The 22,770-nt window shown below is 71.3% G+C and carries 28 protein-coding genes and 1 other RNA gene; 13 read left to right on the forward strand and 16 right to left on the reverse strand.

All coding sequences use genetic code 11. From position 1 onward, the window contains the following. Window positions 1-9: 9 nt before the first annotated feature. Window positions 10-942 carry a class I SAM-dependent DNA methyltransferase gene (locus V5F67_RS03985; RefSeq protein WP_394021538.1) on the forward strand — a complete coding sequence of 311 codons (933 nt, stop codon included), beginning with the start codon at window positions 10-12 and terminating at the stop codon, window positions 940-942. A gap of 15 nt (window positions 943-957) precedes the next feature. On the opposite strand, the gene V5F67_RS03990 is transcribed toward V5F67_RS03985, so the two are convergent. Together V5F67_RS03990 and V5F67_RS03995 are read right to left on the reverse strand one after the other, a co-directional pair. Beyond that, window positions 958-1,464 (reverse strand): tyrosine phosphatase family protein, encoded by a 507-nt coding sequence (locus V5F67_RS03990; protein WP_394021537.1) that lies wholly within the window; start codon window positions 1,462-1,464, stop codon window positions 958-960. Then, the gene (locus tag V5F67_RS03995; RefSeq protein ID WP_394021588.1) at window positions 1,461-2,024 is read right to left on the reverse strand and encodes a YfbR-like 5'-deoxynucleotidase; all 564 of its coding nucleotides are present in this window, start codon (window positions 2,022-2,024) and stop codon (window positions 1,461-1,463) included. The genes V5F67_RS03990 and V5F67_RS03995 overlap by 4 nt, the downstream gene beginning before the upstream one ends. Window positions 2,025-2,286: 262 nt before the next feature. On the opposite strand from V5F67_RS03995, the gene V5F67_RS04000 reads away from it, so the two are divergent. The 4 genes from V5F67_RS04000 (at window position 2,287) to V5F67_RS04015 (ending at window position 4,105) form a co-directional block, all read left to right on the forward strand. Beyond that, window positions 2,287-2,637 (forward strand): hypothetical protein, encoded by a 351-nt coding sequence (locus tag V5F67_RS04000; RefSeq protein ID WP_394021536.1) that lies wholly within the window; start codon window positions 2,287-2,289, stop codon window positions 2,635-2,637. 121 nt (window positions 2,638-2,758) lie between these two features. Next, window positions 2,759-3,211 carry an NUDIX hydrolase gene (locus tag V5F67_RS04005; protein WP_394021535.1) on the forward strand — a complete coding sequence of 151 codons (453 nt, stop codon included), beginning with the start codon at window positions 2,759-2,761 and terminating at the stop codon, window positions 3,209-3,211. A 39-nt stretch (window positions 3,212-3,250) separates the two neighbouring features. Beyond that, on the forward strand, window positions 3,251-3,661 hold the full coding sequence (locus V5F67_RS04010; protein ID WP_394021534.1) for a TIGR02301 family protein: 411 nt from the start codon (window positions 3,251-3,253) through the stop codon (window positions 3,659-3,661). 171 nt (window positions 3,662-3,832) lie between these two features. Next, entirely contained in the window at window positions 3,833-4,105 is a 273-nt protein-coding gene (locus V5F67_RS04015; RefSeq protein ID WP_394021533.1) for a hypothetical protein, read from the forward strand. 16 nt (window positions 4,106-4,121) lie between these two features. Here the strand turns inward: V5F67_RS04015 and V5F67_RS04020 are convergent, their stop codons facing one another. Continuing rightward, window positions 4,122-5,048, reverse strand: a complete 927-nt coding sequence (locus V5F67_RS04020) for an ArgK/MeaB family GTPase (RefSeq protein ID WP_394021532.1) — start codon at window positions 5,046-5,048, stop codon at window positions 4,122-4,124. A gap of 199 nt (window positions 5,049-5,247) precedes the next feature. Further along, window positions 5,248-5,559: a YMGG-like glycine zipper-containing protein gene (locus V5F67_RS04025; protein WP_394021531.1), complete on the reverse strand. Its 312-nt coding sequence runs from the start codon at window positions 5,557-5,559 to the stop codon at window positions 5,248-5,250. Between the two features lie 232 nt (window positions 5,560-5,791). Here V5F67_RS04025 and chrA point away from each other — a divergent pair, with 232 nt between their 5' ends. From chrA to V5F67_RS04045, 4 genes are all read left to right on the forward strand, one after another. Further along, entirely contained in the window at window positions 5,792-6,994 is a 1,203-nt protein-coding gene (gene chrA / locus V5F67_RS04030) for a chromate efflux transporter (RefSeq protein WP_394021530.1), read from the forward strand. A 62-nt stretch (window positions 6,995-7,056) separates the two neighbouring features. Beyond that, entirely contained in the window at window positions 7,057-7,398 is a 342-nt protein-coding gene (locus V5F67_RS04035) for a rhodanese-like domain-containing protein (RefSeq protein ID WP_394021529.1), read from the forward strand. A gap of 181 nt (window positions 7,399-7,579) precedes the next feature. Continuing rightward, a complete protein-coding gene (locus tag V5F67_RS04040) occupies window positions 7,580-8,977 on the forward strand; it encodes a glutamine synthetase family protein (protein ID WP_394021528.1) in 1,398 nt (465 codons plus the stop codon). Window positions 8,978-9,079: 102 nt separating this feature from the next. After that, the gene (locus V5F67_RS04045; protein ID WP_394021527.1) at window positions 9,080-10,186 is read left to right on the forward strand and encodes a polyamine ABC transporter substrate-binding protein; all 1,107 of its coding nucleotides are present in this window, start codon (window positions 9,080-9,082) and stop codon (window positions 10,184-10,186) included. Between the two features lie 125 nt (window positions 10,187-10,311). Here V5F67_RS04045 and tolB read toward each other — a convergent pair whose 3' ends face one another. The 5 genes from tolB to ybgC all read right to left on the reverse strand — a co-directional run bounded on the left by tolB (window position 10,312) and on the right by ybgC (window position 14,759). Then, window positions 10,312-11,565, reverse strand: a complete 1,254-nt coding sequence (gene tolB / locus V5F67_RS04050; RefSeq protein ID WP_394021587.1) for a Tol-Pal system beta propeller repeat protein TolB — start codon at window positions 11,563-11,565, stop codon at window positions 10,312-10,314. Between the two features lie 207 nt (window positions 11,566-11,772). After that, a complete protein-coding gene (gene tolA / locus V5F67_RS04055) occupies window positions 11,773-12,711 on the reverse strand; it encodes a cell envelope integrity protein TolA (protein ID WP_394021526.1) in 939 nt (312 codons plus the stop codon). 8 nt (window positions 12,712-12,719) lie between these two features. After that, window positions 12,720-13,181 carry a protein TolR gene (tolR, locus tag V5F67_RS04060; protein ID WP_394021525.1) on the reverse strand — a complete coding sequence of 154 codons (462 nt, stop codon included), beginning with the start codon at window positions 13,179-13,181 and terminating at the stop codon, window positions 12,720-12,722. A gap of 4 nt (window positions 13,182-13,185) precedes the next feature. Beyond that, window positions 13,186-13,848, reverse strand: a complete 663-nt coding sequence (tolQ, locus tag V5F67_RS04065; RefSeq protein WP_394021586.1) for a protein TolQ — start codon at window positions 13,846-13,848, stop codon at window positions 13,186-13,188. 383 nt (window positions 13,849-14,231) lie between these two features. Then, window positions 14,232-14,759 carry a tol-pal system-associated acyl-CoA thioesterase gene (ybgC, locus tag V5F67_RS04070; RefSeq protein ID WP_394021524.1) on the reverse strand — a complete coding sequence of 176 codons (528 nt, stop codon included), beginning with the start codon at window positions 14,757-14,759 and terminating at the stop codon, window positions 14,232-14,234. 433 nt (window positions 14,760-15,192) lie between these two features. On the opposite strand from ybgC, the gene V5F67_RS04075 reads away from it, so the two are divergent. Both V5F67_RS04075 and V5F67_RS04080 read left to right on the forward strand, forming a co-directional pair. After that, window positions 15,193-15,762: a sigma-70 family RNA polymerase sigma factor gene (locus tag V5F67_RS04075; RefSeq protein WP_394021585.1), complete on the forward strand. Its 570-nt coding sequence runs from the start codon at window positions 15,193-15,195 to the stop codon at window positions 15,760-15,762. Continuing rightward, entirely contained in the window at window positions 15,759-16,421 is a 663-nt protein-coding gene (locus V5F67_RS04080) for a ChrR family anti-sigma-E factor (RefSeq protein ID WP_394021523.1), read from the forward strand. The genes V5F67_RS04075 and V5F67_RS04080 overlap by 4 nt, the downstream gene beginning before the upstream one ends. Before the next feature lie 3 nt (window positions 16,422-16,424). Here the strand turns inward: V5F67_RS04080 and V5F67_RS04085 are convergent, their stop codons facing one another. Further along, entirely contained in the window at window positions 16,425-17,000 is a 576-nt protein-coding gene (locus tag V5F67_RS04085; protein WP_394021522.1) for a DUF2244 domain-containing protein, read from the reverse strand. Window positions 17,001-17,022: 22 nt separating this feature from the next. On the opposite strand from V5F67_RS04085, the gene nth reads away from it, so the two are divergent. Beyond that, on the forward strand, window positions 17,023-17,934 hold the full coding sequence (gene nth, locus V5F67_RS04090) for an endonuclease III (RefSeq protein ID WP_394021521.1): 912 nt from the start codon (window positions 17,023-17,025) through the stop codon (window positions 17,932-17,934). 36 nt (window positions 17,935-17,970) lie between these two features. On the opposite strand, the gene V5F67_RS04095 is transcribed toward nth, so the two are convergent. The 6 genes from V5F67_RS04095 to V5F67_RS04120 all read right to left on the reverse strand — a co-directional run bounded on the left by V5F67_RS04095 (window position 17,971) and on the right by V5F67_RS04120 (window position 21,998). Then, window positions 17,971-18,492: a dihydrofolate reductase gene (locus V5F67_RS04095; protein ID WP_394021520.1), complete on the reverse strand. Its 522-nt coding sequence runs from the start codon at window positions 18,490-18,492 to the stop codon at window positions 17,971-17,973. Further along, window positions 18,489-19,751, reverse strand: coding sequence for a flavin monoamine oxidase family protein (locus V5F67_RS04100; protein ID WP_394021519.1), 1,263 nt, complete (start codon window positions 19,749-19,751; stop codon window positions 18,489-18,491). The genes V5F67_RS04095 and V5F67_RS04100 overlap by 4 nt, the downstream gene beginning before the upstream one ends. 45 nt (window positions 19,752-19,796) lie before the next feature. Beyond that, a complete protein-coding gene (locus tag V5F67_RS04105; protein WP_394021518.1) occupies window positions 19,797-20,390 on the reverse strand; it encodes an SspB family protein in 594 nt (197 codons plus the stop codon). Window positions 20,391-20,521: 131 nt separating this feature from the next. Then, window positions 20,522-20,886, reverse strand: a transfer-messenger RNA (tmRNA) gene (ssrA, locus tag V5F67_RS04110). Between the two features lie 30 nt (window positions 20,887-20,916). Next, on the reverse strand, window positions 20,917-21,858 hold the full coding sequence (locus V5F67_RS04115; RefSeq protein ID WP_394021517.1) for a site-specific tyrosine recombinase XerD: 942 nt from the start codon (window positions 21,856-21,858) through the stop codon (window positions 20,917-20,919). After that, entirely contained in the window at window positions 21,855-21,998 is a 144-nt protein-coding gene (locus V5F67_RS04120; RefSeq protein ID WP_394021516.1) for a hypothetical protein, read from the reverse strand. The genes V5F67_RS04115 and V5F67_RS04120 overlap by 4 nt, the downstream gene beginning before the upstream one ends. Window positions 21,999-22,154: 156 nt before the next feature. Here V5F67_RS04120 and V5F67_RS04125 point away from each other — a divergent pair, with 156 nt between their 5' ends. Next, window positions 22,155-22,763 carry a shikimate kinase gene (locus tag V5F67_RS04125; RefSeq protein ID WP_394021515.1) on the forward strand — a complete coding sequence of 203 codons (609 nt, stop codon included), beginning with the start codon at window positions 22,155-22,157 and terminating at the stop codon, window positions 22,761-22,763. The last annotated feature ends 7 nt before the right edge of the window (window positions 22,764-22,770 follow it).

Consider the following 22,770-nt stretch of genomic DNA (forward strand, 5'->3'; position numbering starts at 1 on the left):
GAGGTGTCCTTGCCATCCCCCTCGCTTCCCGGCGCGACCTCGGGCGACGCGGCGCTCGACCGGCGGCTCGACTGGGCGCGTTCCTATGCCGAGGCGGGAGAGGCGGAAGCCGCCGCCGGCATGCTGGCCGACCTCGTGATCGAGGCGCCGCATTTCGTCGCCGCCTGGTTCCTCCTCGGCGAGACGCTGGAGGCGGCGGGCGACCCTGAGGGCGCGGCGGGCGCGTTCCGCGAGGCGCTGGCGCGCGCGCCGCAGGATGTGATGGGGGCGGGCCTGCGCCTCGCCCGGCTCGGCGCCGCGCCGGCCGAAGGCGCCATGTCGGCGGCCTATGTGCGCACCCTGTTCGACCAGTATGCCGGCCGCTTCGACACGGCGCTGCGCACCCGCCTCGCCTATCGCGGGCCGGAGCTGCTGGCCGGTGCCGTCGAGGCCGCCTGCGCCGCGGCCGGGCAGCCGCTCGCCTTCGCCCGCGTCCTCGACCTCGGCTGCGGCACCGGGCTCGCCGCGCCGCGCGTCGCGCCCTGGGCGGGGCGGCTGGAGGGCGTCGACCTCTCCCCCGCCATGCTGGCGCAGGCGGGCCGGCTCGGCCTCTATGCCGAGCTGCGCGAGGCCGAGATGGTCGCCGACCTCGAGGCGGCCGAGGCCGGGGCTTACGACCTGATCGTGGCGGCGGATGCCGTGTGCTACGTGGCCGAGCTCGGCCCGCTGCTCGCCGCTGCGCGGCGGGCGCTGGCGCCGGACGGGCTCCTCGCCATGACCCTGGAGACCCATGCGGGGGACGGCGTCGTCCTGCGCGAGACGCTGCGCTATGCCCATGGCCGGGCTCACCTCGAGGCGGAGGCTCAGGCGGCGGGGCTTCGGATCACGTCGCTGGAGGAGGCCTCCACCCGCACCGAGAAAGGCGCTCCGGTGCCGGGCCTCGTGGCGGTGCTGGGCGGGTAGCGGCGGCGGGCACCCTCACGCCACGGCGAGGCTGAAGGGCTCGCCCTCGAAGGCGTCCTTGCCGCGGCCGATGGCGGCGATGGCCGCCACCATGCGCCCGTCGCGCCGCAGGGCGGCGTCGGCGAGCGTGACGATGCGCGGGTTGGGCGTCGCGGTCGGCGAGGCCTCGCGCAGGCGCAAGGCGAGGTCCATCTCGTCGCGGTCCGGCAGCAGCGCGCACAAGGTGGCGTAGGCGGCGGCCGTCGAGCGCGAGATGCCGGCATAGCAGTGGATCACCAGCGGCGCCTCCCGCGGCCAGGCGGCGACGAAGTCGAACAGCTCGCGCATGTGGTCCTCCGCCGGCGCCACCAGCCCCTCGATCTCCTCGGCGATGTCGTTGAGCCCGAGGAACAGATGGTTGGTGGGGTCGACGTTGCAGGGCCGCGCCAGCACGGTGCCGCCGTTCATGAGCGTGATGACGTGCCGCGCGCCGGAGAGCTCCACCGTCTCCTGGAGCCGGGAAAGGGAGCAGACATGGATCATGGCTTGAGCTCCTCGAACCGTTCGAGGAACCGGGCCTTCGCCCGGTCCGCCGTCCATTCTGACAGATACGCCTGAAGTGTGGCCGGGTCGAGCCGCGGCGGGGTGCCGAAGAAGCGCCGCGCCTCCTCCTCCTGGAAGCCGGCGAGCGCGGTGGCCTCGTAATAGGCGGCGGCGCGGTCGGCGCTCTTGACGATCTTCGTGAGCGCCGCCGGCCAGTGCACCGGCAGCGAGAAGCGCCGCGAGATGGCGGCGAGCAGGCGCGCCTCCACCGCCTTGTAGTCGCCGCCGATCACCGCCTTGAAGGGCGAGATCATGTCGCCGATCACATATTCCGGGGCGTCGTGCAGCAGCACGCACAGCCGCCAGCGGGCGTCGATGTCGGGATACATGGAGCGGGCAATGCGCTCTACCAGCAGCGCGTGCTGGGCCACCGAGAAGATGTGCGCGCCGTGGGTCTGGCCGTTCCAGCGGGCGACGCGGGCGAGGCCGTGGGCGATGTCCTCGATCTCCACGTCGAGCGGGGAGGGATCGAGCAGATCGAGCCGCCGCCCGGAGAGCATGCGCTGCCATGCGCGCGATGGGGCGGCGCGGCGCGCCGGGGGGTGGTCTGGCTTCGTCTCGCTCACGAATCGGGCCTTCCGTCTCGAAGCGGACGTTAGGCCGGTGCGCGGGGGTCGCCAATGCCGGCCGGCGCATGGGCCGGGTTGCGCAAATCCGAAATACACTTTTAGATTGATAAAAAGGGTGCGGGCGCCCACGGATTGCAGCGGCGGGGGGGGGGACAGCGTGCGCGGGGCTGAAAGAGGGATGGCGGCGGGGCTGGTGGCACTCGCCCTCGCGGGTTGCGCAAAATCGGCGGACCAGGTCTCGGCGGCCTATGTCTCGCCCATGCAGTTCCAGGGCTACACCTGCCAGCAGCTGGCGCAGGAGGCCGAGCGCATCTCCGCCCGCGCCGTGGCGCTCACCGGAACCCAGAATCGCCAGGCGGCCTCCGACGCGGTGGTGACCGCCGTGGCGGTGGTGATCTTCTGGCCCGCGGCCTTCATGGTCGGCGGCGACAACGCCCAGACCGCCGAGCTGGCGCGCCTGAAGGGCGAGATGGAGGCCATCGAGCAGGTCTCGATCCACAAGAAGTGCGGCATCGTCTTCCGCACCGAGGAGGCGAAGTCCTAGGCCCGAAGCCTCGCTTTTGGGGCGGCGTGGGCCGTTGCCGGAATGGCTGCGGGGCGATTACTCTGCTGGCGCCCTCGCGCGCCCTCAGGGCGGCGCCGCAGCCGATCCTTCCGGAGCCTCCATGAGCGACGCCGTCCGTCCCACCCTCGCCGCGAGCGCGGCGGTCTTCCGCGACGGGCGCGTGCTGCTGGCGCGGCGCGGCGCCCATCCCGGCACCGGCCTGTGGAGCCTGCCGGGCGGGCGCGTGGAGCCGGGCGAGACGCTGGTCGAGGCGGCGCGGCGCGAGCTGATGGAAGAAGTGGGCGTGGAAGCGGACATCGTCGCCCTCGCCACCGCCCTCGACGTGATCATCCGCGACGGCGCCGGCGTGCTGAAGGCCCATTTCGTGGTCGCCGCCCACGCTGCCGTGTGGCGCGCCGGCGAGCCGCAGACCGGGCCCGAGGCGGCCGAGGTGGGCTGGTTCCTGCCCGGCGAGGTGGCATCGCTCGCCACCACCAGCGGCCTCGCGCCGGTGGTCGCGGAGGCGGAGCGGGTGCTCGCCCGGCGCGCCGGCCTCCCGTTCGCGGCGGCCTGACCCCTTGACCCGGGCGCGGCGGCGGCGCACCTGAGGGCCATGCGCCCGCTCTCCCTCCGCAACCTCGTCCTCGCCGCCGTGCTTGCCGTAGCAGGGCTCGGCGGAGCGCCCGCTTTCGCCGCCGGGCCGACGGAGGGCGCCGCGCCGCCCTATGACGAGGATTTCATGCGTCTCGCCGAGATCCTGGGGGCGCTGCACTATCTGCGCCCTCTGTGCGGCGTCGAGGATGAGGCTCAGCGCTGGCGCGCCGAGATGCAGGCGCTGATCGACGCCGAGCAGCCCTCCGAAGCGCGGCGCGGGCAGATGATCGTCAGCTTCAACCGCGGCTATTCCAGCTACGCCCAGGTCTACCGCGCCTGCACGCCGTCGGCCCGCCTGGCGGTGTCCCGGCAGCTGGACGAGGCGGGCAAGCTCGCCCACGACATCGTGGTGCGCTACGGCGGCAACTGAACGCCGCGCACGCCGGCACGGGCCCCTTGCCTCATGCGGGGAGGGACGTCGCCCCGAACTGAGGTGCCATCCTCCCGCCGGCATTAACCTTTCGGTTAGAACTGGGCTGCCCGGGCGGCGGAACGTGCTAAAGGTATCCCTGTCGCCGCTCGCGGCGCGGAGATTCGGCCCTTGTCCACCTTGCCTCATTCCCAGATTGCCATTCCCGAAGCCGGAGAGACGGAGGCCGACGACCGCCACGCGGCGCTCAGCTACCTCAACGACGCCTGGGTCGAGGCCGTGCGCGACGGGCTGGACGAGGACTGCCTGGTGCAGGCGGCCCTGTTCGCGGCGCTGCGCAGCCTGGTGGCGACCTATGGCGAGGAGCCGTGCGCCGCGTTCGTGGAGCGGCTGGCCGGCAAGGTGCGCGCGGGCGAATACACGCTCGTGGGCCGCGCCCACTGAACGCGCGGCGTCGCCGTCATCCCTGACCGGCGGCAAGCCGCGCGGCGAGTTCGGCTTCGCGCGTGAACGGGCCGTCGCCCGAAGCCCCCAGGCGGCGGGCGCGTGCCAGCCCATGGGTGCCGAAGCGCATCTTGATCGCCTCCTCCACCCACTTCTCCTCCTGCGCCGCCCGCAGCGCATCGCGCCGCCCGCCGGCCATGTGGGCGCGGTGGCGGGCGATCGCCTCGTCGAACGCCGCGAGACCCTCGCCGGTGGAGGCCGACAGGCGCAGCACCGGCACCGCCCATTCGCCGGCGCCGCCGGAGAGCGAGAGCGCGCCGGTCACTTCGGCCGCTGCGCGGCGCGCCACCTCAGCCATGTCGGCCTTGGTGACGACGATGATGTCGGGCAGCTCCATCACGCCCGCCTTCATGAATTGAAGGCTGTCGCCGGAGCCGGGCTGGATGCACAGCACCACCGTGTCCGCCACCAGCGAGATGTCCGCCTCCGACTGGCCGACGCCCACGGTCTCGACGATCACGAGATCGTAGATCGCCCGCAGCAGCACCACCGCCGCCACCGCGTCGTCCGAGAGGCCGCCGAGCCGGTCGCGCGCCGCCATGGAGCGGACGAAGACCTGGCGGTCCTCGGGATCGGTCTGGATGCGCGCGCGGTCGCCGAGCAGGGCCCCCTTGGTGCGGCGCGAGGACGGATCGACCGCCAGCACCGCCACCGACAGCCCGGCGGCGCGGGCGCGATGGACCAGGGCATTGGTCAGGGTGGACTTGCCGACGCCCGGCGGCCCGGTGAGGCCCAGCACGTGGGCCTTGGCGGCCCGCGCCGCTGCGTCGAGCAGGTGCGCCAGGGCGGCGGTGCCGCGCTGGGTCTCCACCGCGGCGAGGGCGCGGGCGACGCCGCGCTTCCCGGCGGCGCGGATCTGGTCGAGGTCGGGCACGGGGGGCATCGGTGCGGGCATCGGCGCCAATCTAGAGCGCGACGCGGGCAAATTGAATCCGCCTGCGAGCCAAATCTTCGCGCGGCTCTGGGAAAAAGGCGGCACGCCGCCTCACCGCCTGCTCCGCAACGGAAAAAGGCGTCGGCTTGCGCCGACGCCCTTCCATTGATCGGATCCGTGCGGGGGAACGGAACAGATCAATAGCCCGTCATTGGCAACGACTGCGCGAGGCCTTGAGGATCGCCCCGTCGGCGCGGTGCAGGTAGCAGCGCCCGTCATTGGCCCAGAAATAGTAGCTCTGGTTCTGCTGGTCGGCCTGGGCGCCGAGGATCGCGCCGGTGGTGCCGCCGATCAGCGCGCCCGCCACCGCACCGCCGCCGGTGCCCGTGACCGCGCCGCCGATGAGCGCGCCCGCCGTGCCGCCGAAGATCGCGCCGGCAGCGGTGTTGTTCTGGGCCTGAGCCGTGGCGCTCGCGAGGAGCAGGGCCGAGACGGCGACGATGGCAATTCGGAAGGTCATCTTGTTCTCTCCCGCGGACACAGCCGGAACCGGTTCCGCTCGATGACCGAGTATCTAGCAAGCCGAACATGAACGGCAGATGAGCGGGCCGTTCGGCTTTCCTTTAAGCGCCACATGACCTTGCCCCCATGAATGGGGCGCCGTGGGCGGCTACTCGGTCCGTGCCGGATGTCGGCTGCGCGCGCCGCCGCGATGTGCCATAGCTCCGCCGCAGGCGGCGGGGAGCGGGGCGATGGAGCGTCGGGAAGCGCGGGGCGCGGCGGGCCAGTGGGGCGAGGTGTTCGCCGTCTTCCTGAAGCTGGGGCTCACCTCGTTCGGCGGACCGATCGCCCATCTCGGCTATTTCCGCGAGGAGCTGGTCGACCGGCGCCGGTGGCTCTCCGATCACGCTTATGCCGACCTCGTGGCGCTGTGCCAGTTCCTGCCCGGGCCGGCCTCGAGCCAGGTGGGCATGGGGGTCGGCCTCATGCGCGCCGGCCTGCCGGGCCTGCTCGCCGCCTTTGTCGGCTTCACGCTGCCCTCGGCGGTGGCCATGGTGGCGTTCGGGCTCGGCTTCACCATGCTGGGGGCGGAGGTGGCGGGCGGCTGGCTCGCGGGTCTGAAGGCGGCGGCGGCCGCGGTGGTGGCCCAGGCGGTGCTGGGCATGGCCGGCAGCCTCTGCCCGGAGCGGCGCACGCAGACCATCGCGCTCGCCGGCGCCGCCATCGCCCTCGGCCTCGGCGGGATCGCCGGCCAGCTCGGCGCCATCGCCTTCGGCGCGCTGGCCGGAGCCCTGCTCATCGAGGCCGCCCCGCCGCGCGAGGCGACGGAGCTCTCCGCCCTGGCGGTGCCGCGCGGCATTGCGCTCGGAGCTTTGGCGCTGTTCGTCCTGCTCCTGGTGCTGCTGCCGGTGCTGGCGGCCGGCGGCGGCGGCGCGGCGCGCCTCTTCGATTCCTTCTACCGCGCCGGCGCGCTGGTATTCGGCGGCGGCCACGTGGTGCTGCCGCTGCTCGACGCGGAGACGGTGGCCACCGGCCTCGTCTCCCGCGAGGCGTTCCTCGCCGGCTATGGCGCGGCGCAGGCGGTGCCGGGGCCGCTGTTCACGTTCGCCGGCTTCCTCGGGGCGGTGACGCAGCGTCCGCCCTCGGGGATCGCCGGCGGCGTGCTGGCGCTGGGCGCCATCTTCCTGCCTTCGGCGCTTCTGGTGGTGGGCGCGCTGCCGTTCTGGGCACGGCTGCGCAGCCTCGCGCCCGCCCGGCGCATCCTTGGCGGCATCAATGCCGCCGTGGTCGGGCTGCTCGGCGCGGCGCTCTGGAACCCAGTCCTTCCCGAGGGCGTGACCTCGCCGGCCACCGCGGTGGTGGCGCTGATGGCCTTCCTGGCCCTGGTGGTCTGGCGCGTGCCGGCGTTCGCGGTGGTGGCCGGCGCGGCGCTGGCTGGCCTCCTCGCCCTGTGAGCCGGCTTGCCGCGGCGCACCCGAGCGTGCATCCTAGCGGGATCCAGCAGGACATTCTTGACATGAGCGAGCCCAATCCCTTCGGCGGGCGCATCACCCATCTGTCGCCCGAGGAGGTCCGCGCGGGCCTGGAGGACGGCACGATGTTGCTCGTGGACGTCCGCGAGCCTCACGAGATCCAGGCGGAGCGCATCCCCGGCGCGGCCGTCATGCCGCTCAGCGCGTTCGATCCCGGCGCCTTGCCCGATCCCGCGGGACGGCGCCTCGTCTTCTCCTGCCGCTCGGGGCAGCGCTCCCAGCGCGCGGCAGCCATCGCCCAGAGCGTCGGCCTGCCCTATGAGGAGCATATGCGCGGCGGTATCATCGGCTGGCGCCAGGCTGGCTTCAAGATCGATCAGGGTTGAGCGCGCACCTTCATTCCCGGGTCGTCCGCCTGACGGCGCCGCCGGCGCGGACGCGGCGATAAAAATCCGCTTTTCCTTGATGCGTCCCGCTTGAAGGTTTCATGCGGGCGCGCTTGGATAAAGCGTGCGCGATAGCGTCCGGCCTGCGGGCCGCAAGGCGGCGCACCGAGAATGGAGCATCATGCCGGTTTCCGTTTCCGGCCGCCTCGCCAATGACGCCGCCCCTGCGGTCGAGGACGAAGTCGCGGCCTATGTGAGTGCCTTCGGCGCGCCGGAGGTGGTCGAGGTTCTGCTTCCCGACACGTCGGGCGTCCTTCGGGGCAAGTGGATTCCCGGCCCCGCCATGGGCAAGATCTGGAGCGACGGCGTCGCCATCCCGCTCTCCATCTTCGGTCTCGACGTCTGGGGCTGCGAGGTGGAGGCGACCGAGATCCATCTGGAGACCGGCGACAAGGATGGCCTGTGCTGGCCGGTTTCCGGCACGCTGAAGCCGGTTCCGTGGTCGCCGCGCCCCACGGCCCAGGTGCTCATCACCATGCACGAGCCGGACGGCACGGCGCGCGGCCGGCCGTGGCTGCTCGACCCGCGCCAGCAGCTCGCCGCCATCGTCGACCGCTTCGCCGCGCGCGGGCTCTTCCCCTGCGTGGCGTTCGAGCTCGAATTCTACCTGCTGAAGGGCGACGCTCCTCCCGGCACCATGCCCGAGCCGGTGTTCCCCATCGCCGGGCAGGCGCGGCAGAACATGTATTCCATGTCCGACCTCGACGCCTTCGCCGGGGTGCTGCACGACATGCGCTCGGCCTGCTCCCTCCAGGGGCTGCCCGCCGACACGGTGATCTCGGAGGCGGCGCCGGGCCAGTTCGAGGTCAATCTCTACCACCGGGTGGACGCGCTGGCGGCGGCGGACGACGCCATCCTGCTGCGCCGCCTGATCGACGGCGTGGCGCGCCGGCATGGCCTGCGCGCCACCTTCATGGCGAAGCCCCTGGTCGACTTCGCCGGCAACGGCATGCATGTCCATGTGAGCCTGATGGACCCGGCGGGCGAGAACCTCTTCGCCCGGCCGGACGGGGAGGGCGATCGGGCGCTGCGCCATGCGGCGGCCGGCCTGCTCTCCACCATGGCCGACGCGACGCTTTTCTTCGTGCCGAGCTTCAACGGCTACCGCCGGCTGGTGCCGGGCAGCTATGCGCCCACCTCCATCACCTGGGGCTACGACAACCGCTCGGTGGCGGTGCGGGTGCCCAACGGCCCGCCCAAGGCGCGGCGCCTGGAGCACCGCATCGCCGGAGCGGAGGCGCACCCCCATCTGGTGCTCGCGGCCATTCTCGCCGGCATGCTGGAGGGGCTGGAGGCCGGCATCGAGCCGCCGGCGCCGCTGGTGGGCAACGGCTACGAGAATGAAGCCCCCTCGCTCTCGCCCTCCATGGCCGAGGCGGTGGCGCGCTTTTCCTCCTCACCGTTCATCGCCAAGGCATTCGGGGAAGAATACCGCCGCGTCTACGGGGTGATGAAGGCCGAGGAACTTGCCGCCTTCTCCCGCGTCATCCTTCCGCTGGAGTACGACACCTACCTGTGAGGGCCGCCTTTTCTGTTGAGCCTCCTTCTGCGCGGCAATAACCTTGCCCGCACAAGGCCGCCCCACAAAGAGACGGCCGCACCTTTCAAGAGGAGAAGCTTGATGCGTCGCCTAATCGCCGCGGCACTCATCGGTGCCCCGCTCGCCTTCGCCGGGCCCGCGCTGGCCCAGCAGAAGACGCTGAACGTCTTCAACTGGTCGGACTATATCGACGAGAGCGTGCTGGAGGACTTCACGAAGGAGACCGGCATCAAGGTCCGCTACGACGTGTTCGACAGCAACGAGGTGCTGGAGACGAAGCTGCTCGCGGGCAAGACCGGCTATGACGTGGTGGTGCCCTCGGGCTCATTCCTCCAGCGCCAGATCAAGGCCGGCATCTTCCTGCCGCTCGACAAGGCGAAGATCCCGAACCTGCAATATGCTTGGCCGGAGGTGACCAAGCGCCTGGCGGTCTACGACCCCGGCAACGCCCACGCCGTGAACTACATGTGGGGCACCACCGGCATCGGCTACAATGTCGACAAGGTGAAGGAGCGGCTCGGCGACATTCCCATGAACACGTGGGACATCGTCTTCAAGCCGGAAATCCTCTCCAAGCTGAAGGACTGCGGCGTCTACATGCTGGACGGCCCGGAGGAGGTGATCCCCTCGGCCATGAAGTATCTCGGCCTCGAGCCCGATTCCAAGAATCCGGACGACATCGCCAAGGCCGGCGAGCTGCTGATGAAGATCCGCCCGTTCATCAAGAAGTTCGATTCTTCGGGCTACATCAACGCCCTGGCGCGCGGCGACATCTGTCTGGCGGTGGGCTGGTCGGGCGACGTGTTCCAGGCCAAGACCCGCGCCGAGGAAGCCGCCAAGAAAACCAAGAAGAAGCTGGTCGCCATCGAGTACGTGATTCCGCAGGAAGGTGCGCTCATGTGGTTCGACAACTTCGCCATCCCGAAAGACGCCAAGAACGTCGACGGCGCGCTTCTCTTCATCAACTACATGATGCGCCCCGAGGTGGCGGCCAAGAATTCGAACTACATCTCCTACGCCAACGGCAACCTGGAATCGCAGAAGTACATCGACAAGGCGATCCTGGACAACCCGGCGATCTACCCCAACAAGGAGGTGATGGACCGCCTGTTCATCGTGACCACCAACGAGCCGGCGGTGCAGCGGGTCATCACCAAGACCTGGAACACCTTCAAGCGCGGCAAGTGAGCGGGGCGGCTGCGGGCGGCTGAGGCCCGCGGCGTTCGTCCCCAAGCAAAGAGGGCCGCCCGAACCCGCGGGCGGCCCTTTTCCTTAGGTGGCGCGCGAACGGCAGCCGGCGGACGCAGCGCCCGTCAGGAGCGCAGCGGCGACCAGGCGGGGTCGGAGGCGTAGCTCGGGGTGGGCACGCGCTGCTCGTTGTAGCCGGTTACGTCCACCGTATAGAGGTTCGGTCCCGCCGCGCCGCCGGGGTCGCGGAAGAACATGATCACCCGGCCGTTGGGCGCGAACGTCGGCCCCTCGTTGTGGTAGCCCTCGGTGAGCACGCGCTCGCCCGAGCCGTCGGTGCGCATGACGCCGATGGCGAAGCGGCCCTCCGCCTGGCGGGTGAAGGCGATCCAGTCGCCCTTGGGCGACCAGACCGGCGTCGAGTAGCGGGCATTGCCGAACGAGATGCGCCGCGCCCCCGAGCCGTCCGCGTTCATGACGTAGATCTGCGAGGAGCCGCCGCGGTCGCTCTCGAAGCAGATCTGGCGGCCGTCCGGCGAATAGCAGGGCGCGGTATCGATGGCCGGCGTGTCGGTGAGGCGGGTGGTGGCCTTCGAGCGCAGATCCATGACGAAGATGTTCGAGTTGCTGCCCTGCTGCAGGCTCATGATGACCTTCTGACCATCGGGCGCGAAGCGCGGGGAGAAGCTCATGCCGGGGAAGTTGCCCACCACCTCGCGCTGGCCGGTCTCGATGTTGAGCAGGAACACGCGCGGATCACCCTGCCCATAGGACATGTAGGTGATCTCCTGGCTGGTGGGCGAGAAGCGCGGGGTGAGAACGAGCTGGTCGCCGCGCGTGAGGTAGCTCACGTTGGCGCCGTCCTGGTCCATGATGGCGAGGCGCTTGATGCGCCGCTCCTTCGCCCCGCTCTCGTCCACGAACACGATGCGGGTGTCGAAATAGCCCTTCTCGCCGGTCAGACGCTCATAGATGGCGTCGGCGATGATGTGGGCGATGCGGCGCCAGTTCTCCGGCTGGGCCACGAACTGCTGGGCCGCGAGCTGCTGGCCGGCGAACACGTCCCACAGGCGGAAGATCACCTGGAAGCGCCCGTCCTGCTGGCGCGCGACGCGGCCGGTGACGAGGCCCTGGGCGTTGATGACCCGCCAGTCCTGGAAGCGCGGCGTGTCGGGATTGGATATCTGCTCCACGAACGCCTTCGGATCGATCGGCGCGAACAAGCCGGAGCGCTTGAGGTCTGCGGCGATGACGCCGGAGATGGCGCGGCCCTGCTCGGCCTCGCCGACGAAGTCGGTGATGGCGATCGGGATCGGCTGGAAGGTGCCGCCCGAGATGTCGAGCTTGAGCGCCGCGTCGGCGGGAGACGTCCTCAGCATCGCACCGGCGGCCAGAAGGCCACCGGCGCCGGCCACGAAGGTGCGGCGGGTCAGCGCTGGTCTGTGGCGCGGGGCGGGCAGGATCACGGTGGTGGGACCTCTGGGAGTTCGGCGGCGCCGTCCGGCGGAGGGGCCGTCGCGGATGGACGCCAGGATGGGGAGACGCGGTACTCCGGGAGCGCGCGGCCCCCGCGGCCAGCCGCTCGGCTAGCCGTCGAACAGGTGCGGCGTGAACCGCAGCTCCATGTCCTTCCAGAGACGGTAGTTCTCCTTCCGGAGCATGGTGTAGGGCTGGCACCGCAGCAGCGCCCGGATGGCGCTGTCGGCGAGCGGGCGCCAGTAGGGCGAAGGCGAGGCCGCGCCGCCGACGATGTCGGGCTGGTTGGCGATGGTGCCGTCCTCGCGCAGCGACACGTTGATGAGCACGAACAGGCGCTCCTCGTCCGGCAGGCCCTGCGGGTTCCAGCACTGGCGCAGGCGGGCGCGGAAGGCGTCGATCTCGCTCTGGCTCAGGCTCTGCTGGTCGCCGCGGGCGGCGCCGAGCGAGGCGGTGGTAGAGACCTGGCTGGCGCTCGCCGCCTGGCGCGTGGGCGTGCGCTTGTCGAGCAGCTGCTTGATTTCGTCGGCGTTGAAGTCGCGCTGCGAGGTGGCATCCGCGGGCTTCGGGTCGTCCTTGGGCGGCGCGGGCTTTCTCGGCGGCAGCGGCACCGGGGCGAGCGATGCCTGCTGCACCGGCTTTGGATCGGGCTTGGCCGCGTTCTTGAGCGCCTCGTCCGCGGTGGGCGGGGTGGGCGGCGCCTCGGCCGCCTTGGGCGGGGTCGGCTGCTGCTGAGGCGGCTGGGGTGGCGGCGCGGCGGCGGCGGGCGGCGGCGTCGTGGCATCCACCGGCGCCTGGTCGGAGACCTTGGGCTTGGAATCCTCCACCGGCTTCGGCGCATCCACCTTCTCGGCGATGGTCTTCGGCGCCTCTTCCTTCTTGCCGCTCTTCTCGCCCTTGGTCAGCTTGGTGAACTCGGAGGCGGAGACGATGTCCACGGGCATGGATTCGGGCGGCGCGTCGAACGGCTTCGCGCCGGTGAAGGACACCAGCATGAACACCAGCACGCTCGAATGCAGCACCGTCGATGCGGCAAGCCCGACACGCATCTTGCGCCTCAGCCTCCCTGTTCCACTTCGGTGACCAGCGCCACCCGCTTGAAGCCGGCGGCTGACAGGCGGCCCATGACTCCCATGACGGTGCCGTAGTCCACCTTCTTGTCGCCGCGCACGAAGATGCGCTCATCCATGCCGCCGCGGGCCTGGGTGATGGCTTGCAACTTCGGGACCAGCTCGTCGCGCTTGATCTCGCTGTCGCCGATGAAGATCTGGCCCTTGTCGTTCACCGACAGCGTGATCGGCTCCTTGTTGTCCTGGTTGACGGCGGTCGCCTGGGTCTGCGGCAGGTCGATGGGCACGCCGACCGTCAGCAGCGGCGCCGCCACCATGAAGATGATGAGCAGCACCAGCATGACGTCCACCATGGGCGTCACGTTGATCTCCGCCATCACCGCCCGGGTGCGCCGGCGCGAACGGCGGCTCTGCCAGCCGGCGGCGCCTCCCCCCGCGGACATCCCCATTGGCCTACTCCTGCTCGTCGATCTGCCGCGACAAGATCGCGGAGAACTCGTCGGCAAAGCCTTCCAGGCGCTGGGCCTGCCGCCCCGCCTGCGAAATGAACTTGTTGTAGAATATGGTCGCGGGAATGGCGGCAATGAGGCCCATCGCGGTCGCGAACAGGGCTTCGGCGATGCCCGGCGCCACCACGGCGAGAGAGGTGTTCTTCGAGGCGGCGATGGACTGGAACGAGGTCATGATGCCCCAGACCGTGCCGAACAGGCCGATGAACGGGCCGGCCGAGCCCACCGTCGCGAGCACCAGCAGCTTCGATTCGAGCCGGTCCATCTCGCGAGCGATGGTGACGTTCATCACCTTGTCGAGCCGCTGGTTGAGGCCGGCGAAGGAGCGCGCGCCGCCCTCGTAGGTGCGCTTCCACTCGCGCATGGCGGCGACGAAGATGGCGGCCATGCCGTGGTTCGAGCGCCCGGCGAGCGAGCGGTAGAGGTCCTCCAGGCTCTGGCCGGACCAGAACACCTGCTCGAAGCGGTCCATCTCGCGCCGGTTGCGGCCGAACAGCAGCGTCTTGTCGATGATGATCGCCCACACCCAGATCGAGGCGACGATCAGCCCGATCATCACCAGCTTGACGACGATGTGGGCCTGCAGGAACAGGCTGACGAAGGACATGTTCACTTCGGGCGCCGCAAGGCCGCTCGCCGCGACGTCCTGCGCCAAGGCGGGCGCGACCGCCGCCGGCAGCGCCACGATCAGCGCCGCCGCCACCCCGGGCGCGGGGCCGAGCATGCGCTTGAACCGCATGGGCGAGAACGTGGAGCCTGCGCCGCACTGGCGCGATCGATCAGTCATTCCCTCGCTCCGTCGGCGCGGCCGAAGCGCCGCGCATGCCGGTCCCGTTTACCGTGCTGCGGGGTCTTTGATCGGGCGATCCTGTCCAAACTTTGGCACCGGCGCTCGATTTGCCCACCACGCGGCACACTGGCCGCCGCCAGCGACGACACTAGCCATGAATAGGCTTAACGGACGGTTAGGATCGATGGCGCTCGCGCGCGTCAGGGCCGGGAACCGGCGAGCGCCTCAGCTGCCTTAGCGTCATTCAGCGTCGCCTGGCGCAGCGCGTCGGGGATGCGCTTCGCGCGCCCCTCCGAGACGAAGGCGACGCGGACATGGGCGGACACCAGCACCTCGCCGGCGCGCTTGACCTGCTGCAGCAAGGTGATGGAGGCGCCCATCACCTCCTTGGAGAGTGTCACCACCTCCAGCACGTCGTCGATGCGCGCGGGCTTCAGGAAGTCGATCTGCATGGCGCGCACGACGAAATGGAAGCCCGGCGCCTCTGCCGCCGCCTGCGCGAACAGCTCGCCCTGGACCACGCCCAGCAGCCGCATGTAGTCGGAGCGCCCGCGCTCCATGAACTTCAGGTAGTTGGCGTGGTAGACGATGCCCGAGAAATCGGTGTCCTCGTAATAGACCCGGAGCGTCAGCGCGTGCCCGCCGGGAACGAGCCGGCCGGCGAGCTGGGGATGGGCCTCCAGCTCTCCCGGGGCCACGGCGCGCTCGCCCGAGATGTCCGTCTTCATGGCGCCTCCGCTGGAACCGTCGCCGCCTGCCCCGCCGCCGGTCGCAGGCCCCGCCTTGGGCTTGCGCGCGCGGACCACCCGGCGGTCTCCGGGCGGGTTCTAACGGATTTGGAACCGCAAGATCAAATGCGCTGACACGTCGCCCCCCGATCCCGCCCTCGAGGCAGCGCCTTCCGGCGCGCGTGCCGGCGTGCCGCCGCCGGCGGCGGCATGCCGTAACGGAGTGCGGATTGCGCGCGCCGCCCGGCTATATCATGAGATCGTTATTTGGCAGCGCCAGCGCCACGATGGAGCTTGGGGCGGAGGCCCTCGGCCCGGCATCGATGCGCATGCCGGTCATCCGACCGGCCCGGCGTTTCGTATCGAGGGCATGCATGTCGCCGCTCCTGCTGTCATGGGATTGCCGCCGGACGACGCGGGCCTTGCCCGCGCCATGACCGTTCCGTCTCCAGCGGGCGGCGGCGCCGATTTCGACGGCCTCATTCTCGCCATCGCGCGGGATGCGGACCGGAGTGCCTTCGCTGACCTGTTCCGCCACTTCGCGCCGCGGCTGAAGGCCTATCTGGTCCGCACCGGCCTGCCCGCCAACGCCGCCGAGGAGCTCGCCCAGGAGACCATGCTCGCGGTCTGGCGCAAGGCGTCCTATTTCGATCCCGCCCGGGCCGGCGCCGCCACCTGGATCTTCACCATCGCCCGCAACCTGCGCATCGACCTGCTGCGCCGCGAGCGCCACCGCTCGACCCTCGATGCCGGGACGGACGGGGAGCCGGTGGACGAGACCTCGGGCGAGACCATGCTCATGACCGCCGAGCGCGCGGCGCGCGTGCGCGCGGCGCTCTCCGCTTTGTCGGAGGAGCAGGCGGCGATCGTGCGGCTCTCCTTCTTCCAGGAGAAGCCGCATTCCGCCATCGCCCGGGAGCTGGGCATCCCGCTCGGCACCGCCAAGTCGCGGGTGCGCCTCGCCCTCGCCCGCCTGCGGGTGCTGCTGGAAGACCTGAAATGAGCCCGCGCGCCCATCCAAGCGAAGAGACGCTTGTGCGCTTCGCTGCCGGCACTTTGCCGGCTGGCCCGCGCCTCGTTGTCGCCACGCATCTGGAAGGCTGCGCCTGCTGCCGGCGGGCCGTTCGCGCGTTCGAGGCCGTGGGCGGCGCGCTGATGGCGGCGCAGGACGGCCTGCCGCTTGCTCCCGACGCCTTCAGCCGCGTGATGGCCCGCATCGAGCGCGAAGGCACCGGCGCCGTCCAGCGGACGGACGCGGCGAAGATGCGGCCGACTTTCCCGGCCTTGCCTGGCGGCATGGCGCTGCCGGCCGCGCTCGCGGGCTGCGCCATCGGCCCGCTGCGGCCCATCGCTCCGGGCGTGCGCATGGGGCGGGTCGGCGTGCCCGGCGATCGCAAGGCGAACGTGATGCTGCTGCACATCGGCGCCGGGCGCGGCATCCCCGACCACACCCATGCGGGCCTCGAATTCACCCAGGTGCTCCGCGGCGCCTATCACGACCATCGCGGACGCTACGTGGCCGGCGACCTGGTGGAGGTGGACGGCGAGGTCGATCACGCGCCGGTGGTGGACGCGGACGGCGACTGCATCTGCCTCGTGGCCATGGAGGGGGCGCTGCGCTTCCGTGGGCTCCTCGGCGTGCTGCTGCGGCCGTTCGTGTGAGCGTCAGAAGGTGGAGCGGGTGACGCCGCGCTTCACCGCCCGGAGGGCGGCGGAAAGATCATCCGCCAGCGCGCCCTTCTGTTCCGGTCCCAGGAAGCGGCCGACCGGAACGGTCTCCCGTCCGCTCACCAGCGCCACGTCCAGCGTTCCGTGGTCCTCGTCGTCCTCGCGCCAGATGCGGGTCCAGAACGGGTTGAGGCGGATGGTGCGCGCCCGGCCCTTCACCGGCACGCGCCGCACCTCCACCACGCTCGGCGTCACGCGGATGTACTCGCGCGCCCCGGCGGAGCGGAAATTGGCGCGGAAGGCGAAATAGATGATCAGGACGTCGAGGCCGAAGAAGCCGAAGATCGGCCACGCCCCCACGGCGAGGAAGGCGAGGCCGGAGACGAAGCTCACGAGCCCGATCGACACCATGACGATCAGGAAGCCGCGCTGGGTCAGCGAGCGGTGCGGCGCCAGCGTGACGGCGTAGACCTCCGGCTCGTCGAGCACGACGGCAGACGCCTGCTCGGCGCGCAGGTCCGTGGCGCTGTCTGCGGCTCCGTCTACGGCTTCGCTGCGGCTGGCATCACTCATAGGTGCTCAGTATACGGGAAAAATGCCGCAGAAGACCAAAGCGCCCGTCCCTGCCTCCGCCCGCAAGCCGGCCCGCGCCGCGGCTGCGGGCGTCGATGCCGCCCAGGCCAAGGCCGGGAAGGCGCCCGCCTCCCCGGCGCAAGCGAAGCCGTCCAAAGGCGTCTCGCGCAAGGCCGCCGCGCCGCTTCCCGCCACGGGGCGCGCCAAAGCGGCGGCGCTGGCCGCGCCGCCCAAGCCCGCGCCGCGCCGCCGCGCGGTGGCCAATGCGGAAGCTGCGGCGTACGGTCGCACCCTGGCCGCCTGGAGCCACGCGGAGATCGTCGAGGCCTTCACCCGCTTCGAGGCCGCCGATCCCGAGCCCAAGGGCGAACTGGAGCATTCCGATCCCTTCACGCTGCTGGTGGCGGTGGTGCTCTCGGCCCAGGCCACCGACGCCGGGGTGAACAAGGCGACGCGCGGCCTGTTCGCCGCCGCCTCGACCCCGGCCGCCATGGCCGCGCTCGGCGAGGAGGGGATCGCCCGGCACATCCGCACCCTCGGCCTCTTCAAGGGCAAGGCGAAGAACGTGGCGGAGCTCTCGCGCCTGCTGCTGGCGCGCCATGGCGGGCAGGTGCCGCATGACCGCGAGGCGCTGGAGGCGCTGCCGGGGGTCGGCCGCAAGACCGCCAACGTGGTGCTGAACATCGCCTTCGGCGAGCCGACCATCGCCGTGGACACCCATCTCTTCCGGGTGGCGAACCGCACCGGCCTCGCGCCGGGGGCGACGCCGCTGGCGGTGGAGGAGGGCCTGGAGGCACGCATCCCCGACCGCTTCAAGCTCCACGCGCACCACTGGCTGATCCTGCACGGGCGCTACATCTGCAAGGCGCGCCAGCCCGAATGCCGCCGCTGCCTGATCGCCGACCTGTGCCGGTGGCCGGAGAAGATCATCTGAGGCGCACCGGCGTCGCCGTCCTCACCCCTGGCGCCCTCACCCCTGGCGGCGTCGCTCCAGCGTCACGTAGCTGAAGGCCATGTCGTCCTTCGGACCCTGCATGGGGCCTTCGCGGGCCACCTCGCGCCAGTCGGCGGTCTCTACCGGAGGGAAGAAGACGTCGCCTTCGGGCCGGCCGTGCACCTCGGTGAGGTGGATCGTCTTCGCCAGCGGCAGCGTCTCCGCGAACAGGCGGTGGCCGCCGATGACGGAAATCTCGTCCGCGCCCATGGCCGCCGCGGCCTCGTCCGCCAGCGCCAGCGCCTCCTTGAGGTCGCGGCCCCTCAGGACGCCTTCGGGCAGCGCGAGGGAGGGGGCCGCGCTCACCACCACGGAGGTGCGCCCCGGCAGCGGCTTGCCGATGGACTGGAAGGTGCGGCGGCCCATGACGATGGGCTTGCCCCAGGTGAGCGCGCGGAAATGCTTGAGGTCGGACGGCAGCCGCCACGGCAGGTCGCCGTCGCGGCCGATGACGCCGTTCTCCGCCACCGCGACGACGAGCGCGAGCGGCCGGCTCATGCGACCGCTCCGAGGCTGGCGAGCGCCGCATCCGCCGCCTTGATCCCCGACAGGTGGGCGCCGTGGGCGGTGGAGAAGGCCGGCCCGCCCAGCGCCTCGCCGGCGAAGAACAGGCGCCCGTCGAGCGGCGCCGCGAGGCGCGCCCGCAGGTGCGCCTTGCCCGGCAGCGCCCCGGAATAGGCGCCGCCGATGAACGGCATCCCTGCCCAGCGCGAGGCGCGGGTGACGCGCACGTGGGATTTCAGCGCCGTGCCGAACACTTGCGCCAGCGCATCGAGGGCGTGCTCGACCATGGCCCCTTCCCCCTCCTCCATCAGCTTCGCGGCGATGCCGCCGGCCACGTGAACCACCGCCCCCTCCGCCCCGCCGGGACGGATCACGGCGGAAATCGCACCCTGCTCCGGCTCCGCCTCGCGGAACGCATCGAGGAAGCTGCGCTCGGGCAGGCCGAACACGTCGCGGTCGAAGCCCAGAACCACCTTCTCCACCACGCCCAGGGGCAAGGCCGCGAACGCCTCCTGGAGATCATGGGGCAGGGCGGGGAAAAAGCCGAGCCGCCCGGAGGCGACCACCGCGGTCGGCACCGCCACCACGGCCGCCCGGCAGGAGAGCCGCCCGCGCGCGGTCTCCAAAGCGAGGCGCGCACCCGAGCGGTCGATGCGCGTGACCGGGCAGGAGAGCGTCACCGGCACCCGCGCGGCGTTGGCGAGCACCAGCGCGCCGAAGCCGCCGAGCACCGCCCAATTGTCCGGGCTGTCGTGGTAGAGCGCATAGTCGCGGGTGGAAATGTCCGCCGGATCGGCGGCCGACATGAAGGCGAGCCAGTGGCGCGCCAGGGTCTCGAACCGTCCACCCTTCGGCAGCACGTGCTCGGCGGCGACGTCGCGGCCCTCCTCGCCGGCGGTCCGCACCGCATCGAAGGCGGCATCCACCTCGCGCCAGGCTTCGCCCGCCTCGTCCCCGGTGGCGAAGCGCTCGCCCAGATGGAGCAGGCGGGTGCGGTCGCGCCCACCCCGGCCGAGCGCGAACCCCAGCGACCGGGCGATGGCGGCGAAGGGATTGGCGCGGGCGTCGTGGAGCCAGTGGCAGCCGAGGTCCACCGGCACGCCGAGGGTCGCGGTGTCGGTCTCCGCGCGCCCGCCGGCATGGTCCGCCGCCTCGATCACCTCGAAGGCGACGTCCGCTGCGGCAAGGCGCAGGCCGGCGGCGAGGCCGGCCGCCCCGGCGCCGATGACGGCGACGTCTGTCTCGCTGGTCACGATCGGGTCACGCTGGCCGCAGGGCCGAAGGAGGAGGGGAAGCCGCTACTTCTTGCGGAACACGTCGAGCTGCACCACCTCGGCGCCGCCGGTGCGTGCGGGCGTCTCCTCCGCCCCATCCTGCGCGGCCTCGGCGGTCGTGGCGGAGCCGGGCGCATCCTGGCCCGGCGCACGCCGGGCGCTGGCGAGGGCCGGCTCGGAAGCCGCGCCGCGCGACGGGCGGCCCGCGCCGGCCGGAAGGTCGACGCTGGCCGGCGCCTCCTGCGCCTCGGCGCCCTCGGGCGTGGCAAGCTCGAACTGGAGGCCGAACTTCACGGAGGGGTCGAAGAAGCCCTTCAGCGCCGACAACGGGATCACCAGCTTCTCCGGCACGCCGCCGAACGAGAGCCCGACCTCGAAGCCGGCCTCGGTGACGATCAGGTCCCAGAACTGATGCTGGAGCACGATGGTCATCTCCTCCGGATACTTCTCCCGCATGCGCTGGGAGAGACGCACGCCGGGGGCGCGGGTATCGAAGGAGATGTAGAAATGATGGTCGCCCGGCAGGCCGTCGCGCGCGGCGTCGGAGAGCACGCGCCGCACCACGGAGCGCAGGGCCTCCTGGGCGAGAAGATCGTAACGGATGTGATCGACCGTCATGGGCCCGCTGAAACCGAATGATCCCGGCCGGCGCTGGCCTCCCGCATCACGGCGCGCGGCCCGCGGGCTCTGCGCTCGGACCCGGGCAGGGCCGTTTTTGCCTCGCCCGCCGCCCGGCCGAACGGAAGGGAAGTGGAGGCTTCTGTTGCCAGGTGCCTCCGAACCCCGCCTATCCGGTGCTACCCGGGAGGACTTTGATTTGGTCTTTCAAACCGCTCACGCGGCCTGAGCAACCGGAGCATAGTTGTCATTCGCAACTATAGGTCGGCCCGATGACGGCGGAACCATGCCGAGCGAAAGAATGCCCTTTACACCCTCGTCGATCCTATTTCGCCCCCGCCGGAACCCACCCCGCGCCACGCGCGCTATGGGTTCTGGTGGAGGCGCCGGGTACCGCCCCCGGGTCCGAAAGGCCTATTCCGACAACCGTTTATCGCCATAGCCGGCTTGCGCCGGCCCTGGGAATATAGGCCGCCGCTCCCGCCGATGAAAGGGGAGCGCGGCAAAAGTCCCCAATCCTCGGCGCTCAACCCTCCGAGAGCGGATGCAGGTCGCGCACCATGTCCTTGAGGCGCTCGTCCAGGACGTGGGTGTAGATCTGGGTCGTCGCCACGTCGGCATGGCCGAGCAGGGTCTGCACCACCCGCAGGTCCGCCCCATGGGCGAGCAGATGGCTGGCGAAGGCGTGGCGCAGCACGTGGGGCGAGAGCTTCGCGGGAGCAACGCCCGCCGCGGCGGCAAGGTCCTTCAGGTCGCGTCCGGCCTGCTGGCGCGTCACATGGCCGCTCTCGGAGCTGGAAGGGAACAGCCAGCGCGCCGCCTCCAGCCCGGCCGCCCGCCGCGCCTCCAGATAGGCCGCCATGGCCGCCTTGGCGGGGCCGCTCAGGGGCACGAGCCGCTCCTTGCCGCCCTTGCCGGTGACGATGATCGCGTCCGCCTTGGCCCGCGCCGCCGTGACCGGCAGCGCCACCAGCTCCGACACGCGCAGCCCGCTGGCATAGAGCAGCTCCACCATGGCGGCGACGCGCAGGCGGCGGCGGACCTCGGGGGGCGGCTTCTCGCCGGGCGCGGGCGGAAGCTCGCCGGCGCGGCGGTGGGCGGTCTCGATGAGACGCGTCACCTCCTCCAGCGTCAGCACCTTCGGCAAGGCGCGGCCGCGCTTGGGGCCTTCCAGCACCGCGGCGGGGTCGTCGCCGCGATGGCCCTCGGCGAACAGGAAGCGGTAGAACTGGCGCACCGCCGACAGCCGCCGCGCCACCGTGGTGGTGGCGAAGCCGCGGTCCGAGAGATCGGCGAGATAGGCGCGGATGTCCGTCGTGGCGGCGCCGGCGAGGCCGCCGCCCTTCGCCTTCAGGAAGGCGGCGAAATCCTCAAGATCGCGCCGGTAGGCCTCAAGCGTGTTGCCGCTCGCGCCGCGCTCCACCGCCTGCATGTCCAGGAACAGCGCGAGCGGGCCGGAGGCGCTCATCGCTCCATGCGCTCCGGCTGCACGGTGAGCGTGATCTCGCGTTCCTGCGGCTCGACCCAGTTGGCGAGCGCCCACAAGGCCGCGTAGCCCGCGCCGAACAGCAGGGCCAGGACCACGATGATGCGGATCAAAGTGGGCATCCGCCGTCTCCCTCGCGCGCCGAATCACCAAGCGCCGCCGCACACAGGCAAGGCGTGCCACGGGGCGGCGCAGTGTTCAACCTCATTGCCGGTTCGCCGAAGCGGTGATAGGGCCAACCCAAACGGCGCGTAAAGAGAACCGGGCCGGAGGCGTCTTTGAACCAGGACGAAGAAAGCGCGCGCGGCTTCCGGCCGCTGGAAGATCTCGCCCAAAGGCTCGCCGGGCGCTCGATCGTGCTCGTGGGCATGCCCGGCGCCGGCAAGTCGTCGGTGGGACGGCGACTCTCCAAGCGCCTCGGCCTGCCGTTCGTGGACGCGGACGAAGAGATCGAGAAGGCCGCCGGCATGAGCATTCCCGACATCTTCGCCCAGCGCGGCGAGGCCGAGTTCCGCGAGGGCGAGAAGCGCGTGGTGGCGCGGCTGCTCCAGTCCGGGCCGTTGGTGCTCGCCACCGGCGGCGGCGCCTTCATGAATGCGGAGACGCGCGCCGCGGTCGCCGCGCGGGGCGTCTCCGTGTGGCTGCGCGCCGACCTCTCGACGCTGCTGAAGCGCGTGAAGAAGCGCACCGATCGCCCGCTGCTCGCCCAGGGCGACCCCGCCGAGCGCCTGCAGGCGCTGCTTGCCCAGCGCGGCGACACCTATGCGCTGGCCGACCTCGTCGTGGACAGCCGCGACGTGATGCACGACACGGTGGTGGAGGAGGTGGTGGAGGCCGTGGCGCGGCATCTCGATCGCCTCGCCCCGCCCGCTGCGCTAGATTCCTGAAGGCTGC

It is taken from the genome of Xanthobacter pseudotagetidis, from assembly GCF_043194795.2.
GTDB lineage: Bacteria > Pseudomonadota > Alphaproteobacteria > Rhizobiales > Xanthobacteraceae > Xanthobacter > Xanthobacter tagetidis_A.

What these genes read in the sequence shown, in the direction of transcription:
- V5F67_RS03995 (WP_394021588.1), bottom strand. Translation starts at nt 2,024, where the DNA reads ATGCTCTCCGGGCGGCGGCTCGATCTGCTCGATCCCTCCCCGCTCGAC.
- V5F67_RS04085 (WP_394021522.1), bottom strand. Translation starts at nt 17,000, where the DNA reads ATGAGTGATGCCAGCCGCAGCGAAGCCGTAGACGGAGCCGCAGACAGC.
- V5F67_RS03990 (WP_394021537.1), bottom strand. Translation starts at nt 1,464, where the DNA reads ATGATCCATGTCTGCTCCCTTTCCCGGCTCCAGGAGACGGTGGAGCTC.
- tolA (WP_394021526.1), bottom strand. Translation starts at nt 12,711, where the DNA reads ATGCGTGTCGGGCTTGCCGCATCGACGGTGCTGCATTCGAGCGTGCTG.
- V5F67_RS04040 (WP_394021528.1), top strand. Translation starts at nt 7,580, where the DNA reads ATGCCGGTTTCCGTTTCCGGCCGCCTCGCCAATGACGCCGCCCCTGCG.
- V5F67_RS04045 (WP_394021527.1), top strand. Translation starts at nt 9,080, where the DNA reads ATGCGTCGCCTAATCGCCGCGGCACTCATCGGTGCCCCGCTCGCCTTC.
- V5F67_RS04005 (WP_394021535.1), top strand. Translation starts at nt 2,759, where the DNA reads ATGAGCGACGCCGTCCGTCCCACCCTCGCCGCGAGCGCGGCGGTCTTC.
- V5F67_RS04035 (WP_394021529.1), top strand. Translation starts at nt 7,057, where the DNA reads ATGAGCGAGCCCAATCCCTTCGGCGGGCGCATCACCCATCTGTCGCCC.
- V5F67_RS04115 (WP_394021517.1), bottom strand. Translation starts at nt 21,858, where the DNA reads ATGAGCGCCTCCGGCCCGCTCGCGCTGTTCCTGGACATGCAGGCGGTG.
- tolQ (WP_394021586.1), bottom strand. Translation starts at nt 13,848, where the DNA reads ATGTCCTTCGTCAGCCTGTTCCTGCAGGCCCACATCGTCGTCAAGCTG.
- nth (WP_394021521.1), top strand. Translation starts at nt 17,023, where the DNA reads ATGCCGCAGAAGACCAAAGCGCCCGTCCCTGCCTCCGCCCGCAAGCCG.
- ybgC (WP_394021524.1), bottom strand. Translation starts at nt 14,759, where the DNA reads ATGAAGACGGACATCTCGGGCGAGCGCGCCGTGGCCCCGGGAGAGCTG.
- V5F67_RS04020 (WP_394021532.1), bottom strand. Translation starts at nt 5,048, where the DNA reads ATGCCCCCCGTGCCCGACCTCGACCAGATCCGCGCCGCCGGGAAGCGC.
- V5F67_RS04105 (WP_394021518.1), bottom strand. Translation starts at nt 20,390, where the DNA reads ATGACGGTCGATCACATCCGTTACGATCTTCTCGCCCAGGAGGCCCTG.
- V5F67_RS04025 (WP_394021531.1), bottom strand. Translation starts at nt 5,559, where the DNA reads ATGACCTTCCGAATTGCCATCGTCGCCGTCTCGGCCCTGCTCCTCGCG.
- tolB (WP_394021587.1), bottom strand. Translation starts at nt 11,565, where the DNA reads ATGCTGAGGACGTCTCCCGCCGACGCGGCGCTCAAGCTCGACATCTCG.
- V5F67_RS04080 (WP_394021523.1), top strand. Translation starts at nt 15,759, where the DNA reads ATGAGCCCGCGCGCCCATCCAAGCGAAGAGACGCTTGTGCGCTTCGCT.
- V5F67_RS04095 (WP_394021520.1), bottom strand. Translation starts at nt 18,492, where the DNA reads ATGAGCCGGCCGCTCGCGCTCGTCGTCGCGGTGGCGGAGAACGGCGTC.
- chrA (WP_394021530.1), top strand. Translation starts at nt 5,792, where the DNA reads ATGGAGCGTCGGGAAGCGCGGGGCGCGGCGGGCCAGTGGGGCGAGGTG.
- V5F67_RS04010 (WP_394021534.1), top strand. Translation starts at nt 3,251, where the DNA reads ATGCGCCCGCTCTCCCTCCGCAACCTCGTCCTCGCCGCCGTGCTTGCC.
- V5F67_RS04120 (WP_394021516.1), bottom strand. Translation starts at nt 21,998, where the DNA reads ATGCCCACTTTGATCCGCATCATCGTGGTCCTGGCCCTGCTGTTCGGC.
- tolR (WP_394021525.1), bottom strand. Translation starts at nt 13,181, where the DNA reads ATGGGGATGTCCGCGGGGGGAGGCGCCGCCGGCTGGCAGAGCCGCCGT.
- V5F67_RS04075 (WP_394021585.1), top strand. Translation starts at nt 15,193, where the DNA reads ATGACCGTTCCGTCTCCAGCGGGCGGCGGCGCCGATTTCGACGGCCTC.